This is a genomic window from Seohaeicola sp. 4SK31, from assembly GCF_028802875.1.
In the GTDB taxonomy this organism is placed as follows: domain Bacteria; phylum Pseudomonadota; class Alphaproteobacteria; order Rhodobacterales; family Rhodobacteraceae; genus Seohaeicola.
In genome coordinates this window covers 24398-39424 of the sequence record NZ_JARAMP010000010.1, presented here as the reverse complement: position 1 = coordinate 39424, position 15027 = coordinate 24398, and the positions used below count along the sequence as shown (strand labels likewise).

Annotated in this window: 12 protein-coding genes and 1 pseudogene; 4 read left to right on the top strand and 9 right to left on the bottom strand. The window is 63.4% G+C overall.

Features of this window, described 5'->3' with window-relative positions; translation table 11 throughout:
- Positions 1 to 34: 34 nt before the first annotated feature.
- The 4 genes and pseudogenes from PVW27_RS10020 (at position 35) to PVW27_RS10005 (ending at position 4712) form a co-directional block, all read left to right on the top strand.
- Positions 35 to 583 (top strand): TRAP transporter small permease, encoded by a 549-nt coding sequence (locus tag PVW27_RS10020; RefSeq protein ID WP_274557345.1) that lies wholly within the window; start codon positions 35 to 37, stop codon positions 581 to 583.
- A pseudogene (locus PVW27_RS10015) lies at positions 583 to 1897 on the top strand (TRAP transporter large permease). The gene PVW27_RS10020 and the pseudogene PVW27_RS10015 overlap by 1 nt, the downstream one beginning before the upstream one ends.
- Entirely contained in the window at positions 1897 to 3204 is a 1308-nt protein-coding gene (locus PVW27_RS10010) for a malonyl-CoA decarboxylase (RefSeq protein WP_274557343.1), read from the top strand. The pseudogene PVW27_RS10015 and the gene PVW27_RS10010 overlap by 1 nt, the downstream one beginning before the upstream one ends.
- Positions 3201 to 4712 (top strand): malonate--CoA ligase, encoded by a 1512-nt coding sequence (locus PVW27_RS10005; protein ID WP_274557342.1) that lies wholly within the window; start codon positions 3201 to 3203, stop codon positions 4710 to 4712. The genes PVW27_RS10010 and PVW27_RS10005 overlap by 4 nt, the downstream gene beginning before the upstream one ends.
- Positions 4713 to 4719: 7 nt before the next feature.
- Here the strand turns inward: PVW27_RS10005 and PVW27_RS10000 are convergent, their stop codons facing one another.
- The 9 genes from PVW27_RS10000 to PVW27_RS09960 all read right to left on the bottom strand — a co-directional run bounded on the left by PVW27_RS10000 (position 4720) and on the right by PVW27_RS09960 (position 14943).
- The gene (locus PVW27_RS10000; protein ID WP_274557340.1) at positions 4720 to 5451 is read right to left on the bottom strand and encodes a CbiX/SirB N-terminal domain-containing protein; all 732 of its coding nucleotides are present in this window, start codon (positions 5449 to 5451) and stop codon (positions 4720 to 4722) included.
- Entirely contained in the window at positions 5448 to 5855 is a 408-nt protein-coding gene (locus PVW27_RS09995) for a Na+/H+ antiporter subunit G (RefSeq protein WP_274557517.1), read from the bottom strand. Before PVW27_RS09995 ends, PVW27_RS10000 begins: the two co-directional genes overlap by 4 nt.
- Before the next feature lie 14 nt (positions 5856 to 5869).
- On the bottom strand, positions 5870 to 6142 hold the full coding sequence (locus PVW27_RS09990; protein WP_274557339.1) for a K+/H+ antiporter subunit F: 273 nt from the start codon (positions 6140 to 6142) through the stop codon (positions 5870 to 5872).
- A complete protein-coding gene (locus tag PVW27_RS09985) occupies positions 6139 to 6630 on the bottom strand; it encodes a Na+/H+ antiporter subunit E (protein ID WP_274557337.1) in 492 nt (163 codons plus the stop codon). The genes PVW27_RS09990 and PVW27_RS09985 overlap by 4 nt, the downstream gene beginning before the upstream one ends.
- Complete coding sequence (locus tag PVW27_RS09980; RefSeq protein ID WP_274557335.1) at positions 6627 to 8264, bottom strand: monovalent cation/H+ antiporter subunit D; 1638 nt, start codon at positions 8262 to 8264, stop codon at positions 6627 to 6629. Before PVW27_RS09980 ends, PVW27_RS09985 begins: the two co-directional genes overlap by 4 nt.
- Positions 8261 to 8614: a Na+/H+ antiporter subunit C gene (locus tag PVW27_RS09975; protein ID WP_274557333.1), complete on the bottom strand. Its 354-nt coding sequence runs from the start codon at positions 8612 to 8614 to the stop codon at positions 8261 to 8263. Before PVW27_RS09975 ends, PVW27_RS09980 begins: the two co-directional genes overlap by 4 nt.
- Complete coding sequence (locus PVW27_RS09970; protein WP_274557332.1) at positions 8614 to 11472, bottom strand: monovalent cation/H+ antiporter subunit A; 2859 nt, start codon at positions 11470 to 11472, stop codon at positions 8614 to 8616. Before PVW27_RS09970 ends, PVW27_RS09975 begins: the two co-directional genes overlap by 1 nt.
- Positions 11473 to 11748: 276 nt before the next feature.
- Positions 11749 to 12174, bottom strand: a complete 426-nt coding sequence (locus tag PVW27_RS09965) for a universal stress protein (RefSeq protein ID WP_274557330.1) — start codon at positions 12172 to 12174, stop codon at positions 11749 to 11751.
- A 12-nt stretch (positions 12175 to 12186) separates the two neighbouring features.
- Entirely contained in the window at positions 12187 to 14943 is a 2757-nt protein-coding gene (locus tag PVW27_RS09960) for a TRAP transporter permease (RefSeq protein WP_274557328.1), read from the bottom strand.
- Positions 14944 to 15027 lie beyond the last annotated feature (84 nt).

Here is a 15027-nt window from a genome sequence, read left to right as displayed (position 1 = left end):
CCCCCGCGAAACCCCAAGCATCGGAGCCTGTCCCATGGCAACCCTGCCCTCTGCCCGTGCCGCCAGCACTGGCGGCTACCTTGTCCTACGCCTGATCAAGGGCCTGTCCACAGTTTGCGGCTGGATCGCTGCGGTGATGATCCTCGCCTCGGTGCTGATCACCTGTCAGATGATCTTTGTCCGCTTCGTGATGCAGCAGTCCACCGTCTGGCAGACCGAGGCGGTGATCTACCTGATGATCGGTGCCACGCTTCTGGGACTGCCTTATGTGCAGAGCCTGCGCGGCCATGTGAACGTGGACCTGATCCCGATTTTGGTGAAGGGCCGCGCGCGCAAGATCCTGGCGGGGGTGGTGTTGCTGATGACCATGGCCGTGGTCAGCGTGATCCTGTTCTATTCCTATGAGAACTGGCATTTCGCATGGGAGCGGGGCTGGCGGTCGGAAACCGTCTGGGCACCCAAGCTGTGGATTCCCTATCTGGCGCTGCCGCTGGGCTTTGGCCTGTATCTGCTGCAACTGGCTGCCGATTTCGTGGCGCTGGTGCTGGGCGTGGATCGCCCCTTTGGTCTGGAGGATAACTGATGGATCCGCTTTCGCTTGGCCTTCTGGTCGCATTGATGACCATTGTGGTGCTGTTTTCGGGCGTGTCCGTCGCCTCGGGGCTGCTGATCGTTTCCGCCGGGTTCCTGCTGGTCTTTGACGGCATGCGGTCGCTGGAACTGATGCCCGAGATTTTCTTCGGCAAGCTCAACTCATTCGCGCTGTTGTCCATTCCGATGTTCATCATCATGGGGGCGGCGATTTCATCGACACGGGCGGGGGCCGATCTGTATGAGGCGCTGGAGCGCTGGCTGACCCGCGTGCCGGGCGGTCTGGTGATGTCGAACCTTGGGGCTTGCGCGCTGTTTTCGGCCATGTCCGGGTCAAGTCCCGCGACCTGTGCCGCCATCGGCAAGATGGGCATCCCCGAGATGCGCAAGCGCGGCTATCCCGATGAGGTGGCCGCAGGGTCCATCGCGGCAGGCGGCACGCTGGGTATCCTGATCCCGCCGTCGGTGACGATGATCGTTTACGGGATCGCGACCGAGACATCCATCGGGCGGTTGTTTCTGGCAGGCGTCGTGCCGGGACTGATGCTGGTGGGCCTGTTCATGGCGTGGTCGATCTATCACACCTGGCGGCATGGTTCGGCCGAGGTTCTGGCGCAGCGGACCTATACGCTGAAGCAGAAGCTGGAGATCCTGCCGCGCGTGATCCCCTTCATCATCATCATCTTCGGCGTGCTCTATGCCATGTATGGTGGCATCGCCACGCCGTCCGAAACGGCGGCGGTGGGCGCGCTGTTGTGTCTGGTGATCGCGATGGTGATTTACCGGCTGTGGTCGCCCAAGGCGCTGTGGACCATCCTGTCCGACAGCACGCGGGAATCCGTGATGATCCTGTTCATCATCGGGGCGGCGGGTGTGTTCAGCTACATGCTGTCCTCGCTCTATATCACACAGTCGATTGCCGCGTGGATCTCGGATCTGGACGTGAACCGCTGGGTGCTGATGGGGATCGTCAACGTGTTCCTGCTGGTGGCCGGCTTCTTCCTGCCGCCCGTGGCGGTGATCCTGATGGCGGCTCCGATCCTGTTGCCGATCATCCTTGCGGCCGAGTTCGACCCCTATTGGTTTGCCGTGATCCTGACCATCAACATGGAGATCGGTTTGATATCGCCACCCGTGGGGGTTGAACCTCTATGTGATCAACTCCATCGCGCCGGATATTCCGCTCAAGAAAATTCTGGTGGGCTCGCTGCCCTATGTGGGCTGCATGGTTCTGGCGATCGTGATCCTGTGCTTCTTTCCGGGGATCGTGACATGGCTGCCTGATCTGGTGATGGGGCCGGTCTGATGGCACGCGGTTGGGATCTGGGCGGCTGGGCGCTGGGTGATCTGCTGACCACCCTGTTCGAGCGGCGGCGAGCGGGCGATGTGACCGCCAGCGGCAAGCCGCTGCCCACGCTGTGCCGGGCGCTGCTGTCCGGGCAGGGCGAGGTGTCGGGCATGAAGCGCGCGGCCGAGGTGCTGATGCGCTATCGCACGGCCACTCCCGAGGAGAAGGTGGCCTTCTTCCGGTTTCTGGCCGATGAGATGGACCTTGATCCTGCGGCGGTCAGCGCGGCGGCGCAGGCCTATGCGGATTCACCGGATGCCAAGCATATGGCGGCACTGCTGGAGGCGGCCGAGCCGCCCCGGCAGGAACTGCTGCGGCGCCTCAATCAGGCGCCGGACGGGACGGCGGATCTGGTGGCAATGCGGGTTGATCTGATGGCAGCGGCCAAGGACGCGCCGGATCTGGCCCGTGTGGATCTGGATTTCAGGCATCTGTTCGCCTCGTGGTTCAACCGGGGTTTTCTGGTGCTGCGGCGGATCGGATGGGAAAGCCCGGCGAATATCCTTGAAAAGATCATTGCCTATGAGGCCGTGCACGAGATCCACAGTTGGGACGATCTGCGGCGCAGGCTGGAGCCGCCGGACCGGCGCTGTTTCGCGTTTTTCCATCCGGCCATGCCGGATGATCCGCTGATCTTTGTCGAGGTGGCGCTGACGCGGGGGATACCCGGTGCGATTGGCCCGCTGCTGGCCGAGGATCGCCGCCCCTTGGGGCCGGGAGAGGTGGATACGGCTGTGTTCTACTCCATCTCAAACTGTCAGGCGGGGTTGCGGGGTATTTCCTTTGGCAATTCGCTGATCAAACAGGTGGTGGATGTGCTGGGGCGCGAGGTGGCGGGGCTCAAGACATTTGTGACGCTATCGCCCATTCCCGGCCTGTCCCGCTGGATCGAGACGCAGGATGACGCCGCGCGCGACATGCTGGCCGCAGACCCGGCCACGCTGGATGCGGAAGCGCTGCGCAGGTTGGCCGCCCGTTACCTGCTGGAGGCCAAGGCCAAGGACGGCGCGCCGCTGGACCCGGTGGCGCGGTTCCATCTGGGCAACGGTGCCGAGGTGCACGAGATCCATGCGGCCGCAGATCTGTCGCCCAAGGGGCGGCAGCAATCCTGCGGTGCGATGGTGAATTATCTTTACGATCCGGCGCGGGTGGAACAAAACCACGAAGCATTCGCCACCCATCAGACCATTGCCGCCACGCGCGGGGTCAAGGCTCTGGCGGCGGCTGTGAAAGACCGGAAGGACAAAGGACGGAAAGACCCATGACCAACCTGCTGTATGATGCCTTTTTTGCCCCGCAGTCCGGGCGCGACCGTGCCTTTCTGATCCTGCCCGACGGCACCGAGATCAGCGGCGATGCCTTTTTGCGCATGGTTCACCGTGTGGCGCATGCTCTGGTGGCCAGCGGTGTGCAGCCCGGCGACCGGATTGCGGTGCAGATCGAGAAATCGCCGATGGCGCTGGCCATCTATGGCGGTGCGGTGGCGGCAGGAGCGATCTTTCTGCCGCTGAACACGGCCTATACGGCGGCCGAGATCGACTATTTCGTGGGCAATGCCACGCCCAAGCTGTTGCTGGCCGATGGCCGCAAGGCCGAGGCGCTGACCCCTGTGGCGCAGGCGCATGGCGCGGCGCTGATGGTCGTGAATGCGGACGGGTCGGGCAGCTTTGCCGATCTGGCAGCTACGCAATCCGAAGACTTCACACCCGTGGAACGCGGCGCGGATGATCTGGCGGCGTTTCTGTATACCTCGGGCACGACGGGGCGGTCCAAGGGGGCGATGCTGACGCATGGCAACCTGTTGTCCAACGCCAAGGTGCTGACGGCGGAATGGCGGTTTACGGATGCAGATGTGCTGCTGCATGCGCTGCCGATTTTCCATACGCATGGGTTGTTCGTGGCAACTAATGTGTCGCTGATGGCGGGTGGGGCGATGATCTTTCTGCCCGGCCTGAACATGGACGAGATGATCCGCCTGATGCCGCGTGCAACCACGATGATGGGGGTCCCGACCTTCTATACCCGTCTGCTGGATGATGCACGTTTCACCGCTGATCTGACCGCGCATATGCGGCTGTTCGTGTCAGGCTCGGCCCCGCTGCTGGCGGAAACCCATGTGCAGTTCGAGGACCGCACAGGCCACCGCATTCTTGAGCGTTATGGGATGACGGAAACCAATATGAATACCTCGAACCCCTACGAGGGCGACCGGCGCGCGGGCACTGTGGGCCTGCCCCTGCCGGGGGTCGAGGTGGTGGTGACCGATCCCACGACGGGCGAGGTTCTGCCGCAGGGCGAGGTCGGCATGATCGAGGTGCGGGGGCCGAATGTCTTCAAGGGCTATTGGCAGATGCCGGAAAAGACGCGGGAAGAGCTGCGCGATACCGGGTTTTTCATCACCGGCGATCTAGGGCAGTTCGATCCGGATGGCTATCTGTCCATCGTGGGGCGGCAGAAGGATCTGATCATCACGGGCGGCTTCAACGTCTATCCCAAGGAAGTGGAGCTGATCCTTGACGAACAACCCGGTGTGCTGGAAAGCGCAGTGGTGGGCGTGCCGCATCCCGATTTCGGCGAGGCAGTGCTGGGCGTGATCGTGGCCGAGCCGGGGCAGTCGCCGGATTTGCAGGCGATTGATCAGGTGTTGCGCGGGTCGCTGGCGCGTTTCAAACAGCCGAAAGCGTTGAAGATCGTGGCGGCACTGCCGCGCAACACGATGGGCAAGGTTCAGAAGAACGAATTGCGCAATCAGTTCGGCGATTTGTTCAAGTAGAGCAGGATCAGGCGGCGGGATGATCCGCCGCCGCACGCATCAGGGCCGCCGCAATCAGGGCGGGCACCTCGGGGTGCTGGCCGATGGGCGGCAGGATCGGTCCTTGGAAGCCTGCCTCTTCCAGCGCTTCGGGGATGTCGCCGACGACATGGCCTGCTTCCAATGCGAAGAAGGGCAGGCAAATGCCTGCGCCCAGAGCGCGGGCCTGATCGGCCAGAAAGGGCGCTTCCTCGACAAATCCCGCCAAGATGCGGTTGAAGCCGGTCAAGGGGCCCAGGGCCGCGACCATGGCATGGGTGCTGTCAGCCGAGGTGCGCGAGACTTTGCTGCCATGGGCGGCGACCAGCAGCTTGGTGTCTTCGGGTCTGCCCTCAGCCGCGGCGAGGGCTACGCGGGCCATCAGATCGGGCAGGGCCGGGTCCACGCCGAAGGGGGCGGTTTGCCGGGCGTTCGTCGCGCCAGCCTCTGTCAGGCGGCGCGGCAGCAGGGTGCCGGTGAAGAAACCTTCGGCCATGAAAAACGGATAGATCAGCGGATCGGTCAGGCCGTGGAGAGCGGCTTCAAGCGCGCCGTCCGCGGCAAGCGTCGCGCCACGGACGCGCCAGCCTGCGGGCAGATGCGGGGCCGTGGCGGCGGCAAGCGCTTGCAGCACCTCCTCCTGCGGGGCGGGATCGGCGGGCGCGCCATGCGCCACGATCAACGCGTCGCGTGGAGGCGGGGCGCTTGGCTGATCGGTCATGCGCCGGGGGTGCTTTCGCCTTCGGCGATGCGGCGGGCGTCGTCGCTTTCATAGCCTGCCCAAGGGCGATCCCCCACGGGAGGCGGCACATCGGCGCGGTTCACATTGGTATGAAGATTCGCCTTGGCCAGAAAATGCGCGGTGATCGGAGCGGTCAGGAACAGGAACAGCGTGATCATCAGCTCGTGAAAGCTGATCTGCCCCTTGGCGAAGATGAAATAGAGCATCGAGGCGATCAGCACGCCACCGACGCCCAATGTCGTCGCCTTGGTCGGTGCATGCAGCCGCGTCATCGGATCGGGCAGCTTGAGCAGGCCGAACGACCCGACAAGGCCGAAGATGCCCGCGATGACCAGAAAGACCGAGACAGTGATTTCCTGCCAGAGTGCCATGTCCAGACCCATTGCCATATCCCCCGTCATTCGATGATGTTGCCGCGCAGCATGAAGCGCGCATAGGCCACGGTCGAAATGAAGCCGACCATGGCGATCAGGATCGAGGCTTCGAAATAGACCGCCGTGCCCTCGATGATGCCATAAAGGACGAGGATGGCGATGAAGTTGATCACCATCGTGTCCAGCGCCAGGATGCGGTCGGGCACGCCCGGTGCGTTGACGACGCGCCAGAGGTTCATCAGCAGGCCAAGGGCGAAACAGCCGGTCGTAAAGATCAGGGCATAGGTGAGGATCATTCGAAAATCTCCTTCAGGCGTCGCTCGTAGCGCTGCTTGATGTCGGCCACGACTGCATCCGGATCGGGCGCGTTCAGGCAATGCACCAGAAGGCTGCGGCCATCGGCGGCGACGTCGCTGCTGACGGTGCCGGGTGTCATGGTGATGGTGCCCGCCAGCACGGTAATCGCCTCGGGGGTGCGCAGGTCCAGCGGGATGGTGATCCAGGTGGGGTGCATCGATGCATTGCGGGTGAAGAGGATGGTCTTGGCAACCACGATATTGGCCACGACGATGTCCCAGAGCACGATCAGGATGAACTCGACGATCATCATCGGGCTTTTGAGGCGCGGGCGGTCGGGCCAATAAGGAGCGGTCAACAGGGGGATCACGATGCCAAGGATCAGGCCGAACACAAGGGTGCCCAGCGAGACGTAATTGACCAGCATCTGCCAGACGATGACCAGTGTCAGGGTCAGCAGGGGATGGGGAAAGATACGGGCGATCATTCGGTCTTCTCCTGCTGGCTGTCGGTGGTGCTTTCGGCGTCGGCCTTGTCCGCGCTGCCTTCGGTGTTGCCATAATAGGCCAGAGGCTTGCCCGCGGCATTCGCCGCCTCGGCCTCCTGCGCGCGGGGGGTGTCCATCACGGCGTCGATATAGGCTTGCTTGTCAAAGACCTGTTCCGAGGTGTCGGACAGGAAGGCGGTGACGGGGCCCGCAAAGACGGTCAGCGCCACGATGCCCGCGATCAGGCTGCCTGTCGCCACAAAGGGCAGGGCGGCGGGGGGCGCGGCGGCGGAGTCCACCTCGGGCGCGGGTTCGACCTTCCAGAAGACCATGCTGCCCGCGCGGGCAAAGCCCACCACGGCGACCAGCGAGGTGACAAGGATCGTCGCCCAGATCAGCCAGACCAGATCATGTCCGCGCAGCGCGTCCAGAACCAGCAGCTTTCCCAGAAAGCCCGAGAGTGGCGGCATGCCCGCCGTGGCGATGGCGGCGGCAAAGAAATAGGCTGCGATCAGTCCGTTTTGCGCAATCACGGCGCGCGGAGCGATGGCGTCATCCTCGGCCTGCCGCCGCGCGCGGACCATGTCCACCACCAGAAACAGGGCGGCCCCCGCCAGCGTCGAATGGATCATGTAATAGAGCGCCGCCGTGGTGGCCTGCGGGGTGAAGGGCGCGATGGCGATCAGCAGCGTGCCCATCGAGCCGATGGCGGCAAAGGCGGCCAGACGGCCCAGATGGGTGGCCCCCAGCACGCCCAGCATCCCGATGGCCAGCGTCACCAGTGCCGCGGGCATTAGCCACGGGCCGATGATGTCGGCGGTGGCCGCAACTTCGGGGCCGAAGACCAGCGTGTAGATGCGGATGATCGCATAGGCGCCGATCTTGGTCATCACCGCGAAAAGGGCGGCGACGGGCGCGGGTGCCTCGGCATAGGTGGCGGGCAGCCAGAAATGCAGGGGGATCAGTGCGGCCTTGACCGCAAAGACCAGCAGCAGCAGGATTGCGGCAACCCGGATCATCGCGGTGTCATCCGCAGGCAGTTCGGCCACGCGCAGGGCCAGATCGGCCATGTTCAGCGTGCCTGTCACCGCATAGATCGTGCCCAGCGCGAACAGGAACAGGGTCGAACCGAGCAGGTTGTAGACTACATACTGCACGCCCGCGCGCAGGCGCACCGCGCCGCCGCCGTGGATCATCAGACCGTAGGAGGCGATGAGAAGCACCTCGAAGAACACGAACAGGTTGAACACGTCGCCGGTCAGGAAGGCCCCGAAGATGCCCATCAGCTGAAACTGGAAGAGCGCATGGAAGTGGTTGCCGCGTTTGTCCCAGCCCGAGCCGATGGCATAGAGAACGACCGCCACGCCCAGCAGCGCGGTCAGGGTCACCATGGTGGCTGTCAGCCGGTCCAGCACCAGCACGATGCCGAAGGGGGCGGGCCAGTTGCCCAGTTCATAGACACCGATCTGGCCGCTCATGCTCTGGACCAGAAGGCCAATGGCGATTCCGGCCAGTGCCACGGTTGAGGCGACCGAGAACACACGCTGCAAGGCCACCTGATAGCGGGCGGCAAGGATGATGACCGCGCCGACAAGGGGCGGCAGCAGGACGGGGGCGATGATCCAGTGGTTCATTTGCCCGACTCCTCAGCCTGATCGCCGGTCCGGGCCAGGTCGATATGATCGGTTCTGGCCGAGAGGAAGGCCCCCAGCCCCATGAGCACCACAACCGCCGTCATCCCGAACGAGATCACGATAGCGGTCAGGACAAGCGCCTGCGGCAGCGGGTCGGTATAGGTGGGCGTCTGGTTCAGCAGGACCGGCGGCAGGTTGATGGCCACCCGTCCCGAAGCGAACAGGAACAGGTTCACCGCATAGGTCAGCATCGAGATGCCAAGGATCACCGGAAAAGTGCGCTGACGCAGCAGCAGATAGATCCCCGCTGCGGTCATCACGCCGATGGCTGTTGCAAGAAGGTATTCCATTACGCGTCCTTCGCCTCCTGCGGCAGATCCCGCGAGGGGTCGATATCCATGGGATAGGGGCTGGGCCGATCGCCGGCCCGGTGGGCAAAGCGGGACAGGCTTTCCAGTGCCAGCATCACGGCACCCACGACGCAGAGGAAAACGCCCACGTCGAAGGCCATGGCCGTGGCCAGCTCGAACTCGCCCATCGGCGGGATCTGGAAATAGCCGTAGTTGCTGGTCAGGAAGGGCCGGTCCGCGAACCACGAGCCGATCCCGGTGAAGGCGGCGGCAAAGATCCCCAGCGCGATGATCATGTGATAGGGATAGCGCTGACGCGCGGCCGCCCATTCAAAGCCACTGGCCATGTATTGCATGACCAGAGCGATGGCCACGATCAGGCCCGCGATGAAGCCGCCGCCCGGTTCGTTATGGCCGCGCAGGAAGATGAAGACACCGACCATCACGGCGATGGGCATCATCACGCGCGTGGCGACGACCATCATCAGCGGATGGCGGTCTCCGGCCTCGTTCGGGTTGATCGGGCGTTGCTTGAGTCTGGCACCGACGGGCCCGTTCAGGACGGATTCGGTCATGGCGAAAATCACGAGGGCCGCGATGCCCAGCACGATGATCTCGCCAAAGGTATCGAAGCCGCGGAAGTCCACAAGGATCACGTTCACCACATTGGTGCCGCCGCCACCCGGTTTCGAATTGGCAAGGTGGAAGGCCGAGATGCTCTCTTGCGAGAAGTCGGACAGAAGCACCGCAAGTGCAAGCCCACCGACGGCCAGCCCGCCCAACACCGCGATGATGCCATCCCGCAGGCGACGGCCACTTCCGCTTTCGTTGGGCGTGGTCTTGGGCAGGAAGTTCAGGGCCAGAAGCAGCAGGATGATGCTGACCACCTCAACCGAGAACTGTGTCAGTGCAAGGTCCGGGGCGGACAGATAGGCGAAGGCAACCGAGACGATCAGACCCACGATCCCCATCAGGACCAGCGCCAGCAGGCGGTTGCGGTGGAACGCCACCATGCAGCCCGAGGCCACGACCAGCAGGAACCACCCGATCAGCGGGACCGGCCCGATGGCCATCACCTCGCGCGCGGGGGCGGGGGCCGTGCCGCCGAACCATGCGGTCGTGCCTGCTACGATCACTGCAAGGGTGAAGACCGCCGCATAGCGGGTCATGGCTCCGTTGTGCAGACCGTCGGTCAGGGCATTGGCCGCGCGGGTGATGGCACCCAGCAGCGCGTCGAAAATCGCCTTGGCCTCGGGACGGGGCGCGCGGATCCATGCGGCATCCAGCGGGCGGTGCAGGGCCAGAAGGATCAGGCCGCCCACGACCGCTGCGATGGACAGGAACAGTGCGGTGTTCACCCCGTGCCAGATCTTGAGCGAGTAATAGGGCAGTTCGCCGCCGATCACCGCGCTGGAAGCTGTGGCGACAAGCGGGCCGACCATCAGCGCGGGCATGATCCCGATCAGGATCACCAGCGTGGCCAGCAGCGCGGGCGAAGCCCACATGCCGAAGCCCGGATCATGCGGCTTGGCGGGATAATCGTCGCGCTTGGGGCCAAGGAAGGTGTGAACGATCAGCCGGAAGGAATAGGCGACCGAGAAAAGCGCGCCCAAGGTGGCCAATGCCGGGATGATCCAGGGATTGCCCTGCCAGACGGTGTTGGAGGCGGCGTCGAGCATCATTTCCTTGGATAGGAACCCGTTGAAAAGCGGGATGCCCGCCATGGACAGACCTGCCACGGTGGCGATGGTGAATGTCACCGGCATCAGGTGGCGCAGCCCGCCCAGACGCTTGATGTCGCGTGTATGGGCCTCGTGATCGACGATGCCCGCGCTCATGAACAAAGCTGCCTTGAAGGTGGCGTGGTTGATGATGTGGAACACCGCGACCACGGCGGCGAAGGGCGTGCCGAAGCCCAGAAGCATCGTGATCAGGCCCAGATGTGACACGGTGGAAAAGGCCAGAAGGGCCTTGAGGTCATCCTTGAACAGCGCAATCACCGCGCCCAGCACCATCGTGATCAGGCCCGTTGTGGCGACGATGTAGAACCATTCCGGCGTGCCCGCCAGCACCGGCCAGAGGCGGGCCATCAGGAACAGACCCGCTTTCACCATCGTGGCCGAGTGCAGATAGGCCGACACCGGCGTGGGCGCTGCCATGGCGTGGGGCAACCAGAAATGGAAGGGGAACTGCGCCGATTTGGTGAAGCAACCCAGCAGGATCAGGATGAGCGCGGGCAGATAGAGGGGGCTTGCCTGAATGATGTCCTTGTTTTCAAGGATCACGGTCAGGTCATAACTGCCCACGATATTGCCAAGGATCAGCATGCCCCCGATCAGGGCCAGTCCGCCCATGCCGGTGACAGCCAGCGCCATGCGCGCGCCCTGACGGCCTTCGGGCAGGTGTTTCCAATAGCCGATCAGCAGGAAGGACGAGAGCGAGGTCAGCTCCCAGAAGATCAGCAACAGCAGGACGTTGTCCGACAGCACGATGCCCACCATCGCGCCCTGGAACAGCAGCAGATAGGTGTAGAACTGCCCCATCGGATCGTTCCGCGACAGGTAGAAGCGCGCGTAGATGATGATCAAGAGGCCGATCCCAAGGATCAGGCCGGCAAACAGCAGGCCCAGACCGTCGAGGAAGAAATTCGCGTTCAGGCCCAGCATGGGGATCCAGTCCAGGCGAAACTGGATCACCTCGCCGCGCATGACGGCGGGGGCGTGGACCAGCAGGCCGATCAACGCAGTCAGTGTGACAAGGGCCGTGGTCCAGGCGCAGGCGTTGCGTCCCGCGCGGATCATCAGTCCCGGCAGAAGCGCACCCAGAAACGGAAGGGCAGCGATGAGAATCAGAGACACGAAATGGGGCTCCTTGGTCAGACTGTCATACCGTGGACGGCAAACGGGTTGCGCCGTTTTAAAGAGGTTGAAACCCTGTGTGCAACACGGTTTCGACCTGACCGGTCCAAGGAGCCCCCCAAACCGGATCGTTTCACTTCAAAAACTGGCACCAGATGCGCGCACGGCCCTATTTGGGGCCGCTTCCTGCCGGAACAATAGCTTGTTGTTCGAATTTCGTCCGGTTTTTCCGAAGGTGACGCTGCGTCAACTTGTGGCGCTGATCGGCCATTCGCCTTAGCGCACGGTCAGGACGGGAATCGTCGCGTTGCGTACCACCTTGCCACTGTTCGATCCGATCAGCAGCGTGCGCAGATCGTCGGGGTGATGCGCGGCGATGACGATCAGTTCCGCCCCGATCGTCTTGGCGGCCTTCAGGATGTGCTCGGCGACATGCCCATGCCCGACATGCGTCTTGACCCGCATGTTGCCCGGTAGGTGTTCAGAAGCAAAGGCATTGAGGCGCGATTTCATGTTCTGGAGGGATTTCTCCTCGAAATCGCGCGGCAAGGACTGCGCCACCCATGCGGAACCGATATCATGGACGATGCCAAGGATATGCAGCGTGCCCTCGGTCCCGGTCAGCTCCACCGCCATCGGCAGGGCCTTTTCCCAGGATTCGGGGTGTTCGATGTCGATGGGCATGAGAATGTTGCGGAACATCTGCGGTCTCCCTCAGGCGGTGGCTGGGGCGTGGGCGATACGCCGGCGCTGCATCAGAACGATCCCGCCCAGAACAAGGAAGGCCGGCAGGAACATCCAGTATTTCGACGGCTGCGGCAGTGGGGCCAGAACCTGCGTGATCGTCTGATCCCAGTCGAAGCCCGCTTGCTGCGCGGGGCTGCCGAATGTGGCATTGTCAACGATCACCGTGTCGCCCTGCGTGATCAGTTCCAGACCCGACGCGAAGAGACGGTCCTCGGGGGTGTCACCCTCGCCCACGGGAAGTAGGGCTACGAAACTGATTGGGTCGCCCACGTCGTTCATGCCGTCCACACGCAGCCGCAGCAGCTCGCCAGGTGGGGTGGACATCACGGCGGTGTCGATCTGTGCCGGGGGTAGGATTTCATAGGGTGGCGAGATCATGTCCATCCAGAAGCCCGGCCGGAAGAAGGTGAAGGCGACCAGAAGCAGAAGCACCGTTTCGTGGATGCGATTGCGGGTCAGGAACCAGCCCTGCGTTGCGGCGGCGAACAGCAGCATGGCGACCGTGGCCACCACAAAGACTAGGATCCCTTGCGCCCATGTCACGTTGATCAGCAACAGATCGGTGTTGAAGATGAACAGGAAGGGCAGCGCCGCCGTCCGCAGCGAGTAGAAGAAGGCCACCACACCGGTCTTGATCGGATCTCCGCCCGATACGGCGGCAGCGGCAAAGCTGGCCAGACCCACCGGCGGGGTCACGTCGGCCATGATCCCGAAATAGAAGACGAACAGATGCACCGCAATCAGCGGCACGATCAGCCCGTTCTGCTGGCCCAGGGTCACGATCACTGGCGCAAGCAGGGCCGAGACCACGATATAGTTGGCCGTTGTCGGCAGACCCATGCCAAGGATCAGCGACAGCACCGCCGTCAGCAGCAGGATCGCCATGATGTGACCGCCCGACAGCACCTCGACTACATCGGCAAGGGAAGAGCCGACACCCGTCTGGCTGACCGCGCCCACGATGATGCCCGCCGTTGCCGTCGCGATGCCGATGCCGATCATGTTGCGCGCACCCGCGACCAGTCCTTCGATCAGGTCGATGAACCCGGCGCGGAACGCCATGGCCAATTCGCCTTCACGGCGCAGGATCGCCATGATCGGGCGCTGTGTCAGCAGGATGAAGATCATGAAGGCCGCCGCCCAGAAGGCCGACAGGCCGGGGCTGAGGCGGTCCACCATCAGCGACCAGACCAGCACCACCACGGGCAGCAGGAAATGCAGACCCGAGCGGATTGTGGGACCGGGCAGGGGCAGCGATGTCACCGGCGCGTTGGGGTCCTCCATCTTGAGCGGGGCTTCGTTCGCGGCGACGCGCAGCAGCGCCACATAGACCACGATCAGCAGGGCAAAGACGATCCAGCCTGCTGCATCACCGAAGGTGGGTCTGATCCAGCCCATGCCGTAATAGACCGCAAAGCTGAGCGCGCAGATCACCGCGATGGTGAAGGCGATGCCGATCAGCCGCTGCACGATGGGCTTGGGCGTATAGGCGCGCGGCAGACCTTCCATGCCCGCCTTCATCGCCTCCAGATGCACGATATAGACCAGCGCGATATAGCTGATGACCGCAGGCAGGAAGGCATGCTTGACGACGTCGAAATAGGGGATGCCCACATATTCGACCATCAGGAAGGCGGCAGCCCCCATGACGGGGGGCATGATCTGGCCGTTGACCGATGATGCCACCTCGACCGCGCCCGCTTTTTCCGAGGAAAAGCCCACGCGCTTCATCAGCGGGATGGTGAAGGTGCCGGTCGTGACCACGTTCGCGATGGAAGACCCCGAAATGAGGCCGGTCATGGCTGACGAGACCACGGCCGCCTTGGCCGGTCCGCCCCGCATGTGACCCATCAGGCTGAACGCGACCTGAATGAAGTAATTTCCCGCGCCAGCCTTGTCCAACAGCGAGCCGAAAAGGACGAAGAGAAACACGAACGAGGTCGAGACGCCAAGTGCGATGCCGAACACGCCCTGCGTGGTGATCCATTGGTGATTGACCACCTCGGACAGCGAATTGCCCTTGTGGGCGATGATCGAGGGCATCATCGGACCAAGGAAGGTGTAGATCAGAAAGACGCTGGCCACGATCATCAGCGCGGGTCCCAAGGCGCGGCGGGTGGCCTCGAGCAGGATCAGGATGCCGATGACGGCCACGACGAAATCCTGAACGATTGGAGCCCCGACGCGGCGGCCGATTTCGTCATAATAGAAGTAGATATAGAGCGCGGCTGCGGCCCCAAGGATCGCCAGCGCCCATTCCCAGACAGGTACACGGTTGCGCGGCGACCCCAGCAGGACCATTCCCACCATTGCGGCACCGGCCAGCGGAATCCACCAGATCGGATCACCTTCGCGGCTGCCATAGATGAAAAGAGCCGAGAGGATCACAGGCACCGCGATGGCCAGGCCGGTCTGGAAGGTGCCGCGCGCAGCGGGATAGGCGGCAAAGGCCAGAAACAGTGCGAAGGCCAGATGGAACGAGCGTGCCTCGGTGTCATTGAAGACGCCAAAGCCCACCATGAAAGGCAAGGGCGAGGCGATCCAGAGTTGGAACAGCGACCATACAAGCGCCACCAGCAGGATGAACAGACCCACCGGGCCGGACGGCGTGCGTCCGCCGGTATCGGCAGCGGCCACAAGGGCATCAAGCTCTTCCTGGCTCAGCCCTTCAGTGGCGTTCTGTGCTGCGGTTGAGGCGGAGGCGCGGTTCGGATCGTCGCTCATCGGTCATGTCCCTGTCGGAAGTTGCCTTTACGCCTGCCTCATATGGGCAGGTTGCAGGCAGGCCCGCGCAGCGATGCGGGCCTG

Excerpts from the sequence above, each read along its gene's own strand:
- PVW27_RS09985 (WP_274557337.1), bottom strand. The coding sequence starts at position 6,630 with ATGATCGCCCGTATCTTTCCCCATCCCCTGCTGACCCTGACACTGGTC.
- PVW27_RS10010 (WP_274557343.1), top strand. The coding sequence starts at position 1,897 with ATGGCACGCGGTTGGGATCTGGGCGGCTGGGCGCTGGGTGATCTGCTG.
- PVW27_RS09975 (WP_274557333.1), bottom strand. The coding sequence starts at position 8,614 with ATGGAATACCTTCTTGCAACAGCCATCGGCGTGATGACCGCAGCGGGG.
- PVW27_RS10005 (WP_274557342.1), top strand. The coding sequence starts at position 3,201 with ATGACCAACCTGCTGTATGATGCCTTTTTTGCCCCGCAGTCCGGGCGC.
- PVW27_RS09980 (WP_274557335.1), bottom strand. The coding sequence starts at position 8,264 with ATGAACCACTGGATCATCGCCCCCGTCCTGCTGCCGCCCCTTGTCGGC.
- PVW27_RS10000 (WP_274557340.1), bottom strand. The coding sequence starts at position 5,451 with ATGACCGATCAGCCAAGCGCCCCGCCTCCACGCGACGCGTTGATCGTG.
- PVW27_RS10020 (WP_274557345.1), top strand. The coding sequence starts at position 35 with ATGGCAACCCTGCCCTCTGCCCGTGCCGCCAGCACTGGCGGCTACCTT.
- PVW27_RS09995 (WP_274557517.1), bottom strand. The coding sequence starts at position 5,855 with ATGGGTCTGGACATGGCACTCTGGCAGGAAATCACTGTCTCGGTCTTT.
- PVW27_RS09965 (WP_274557330.1), bottom strand. The coding sequence starts at position 12,174 with ATGTTCCGCAACATTCTCATGCCCATCGACATCGAACACCCCGAATCC.
- PVW27_RS09990 (WP_274557339.1), bottom strand. The coding sequence starts at position 6,142 with ATGATCCTCACCTATGCCCTGATCTTTACGACCGGCTGTTTCGCCCTT.
- PVW27_RS09960 (WP_274557328.1), bottom strand. The coding sequence starts at position 14,943 with ATGAGCGACGATCCGAACCGCGCCTCCGCCTCAACCGCAGCACAGAAC.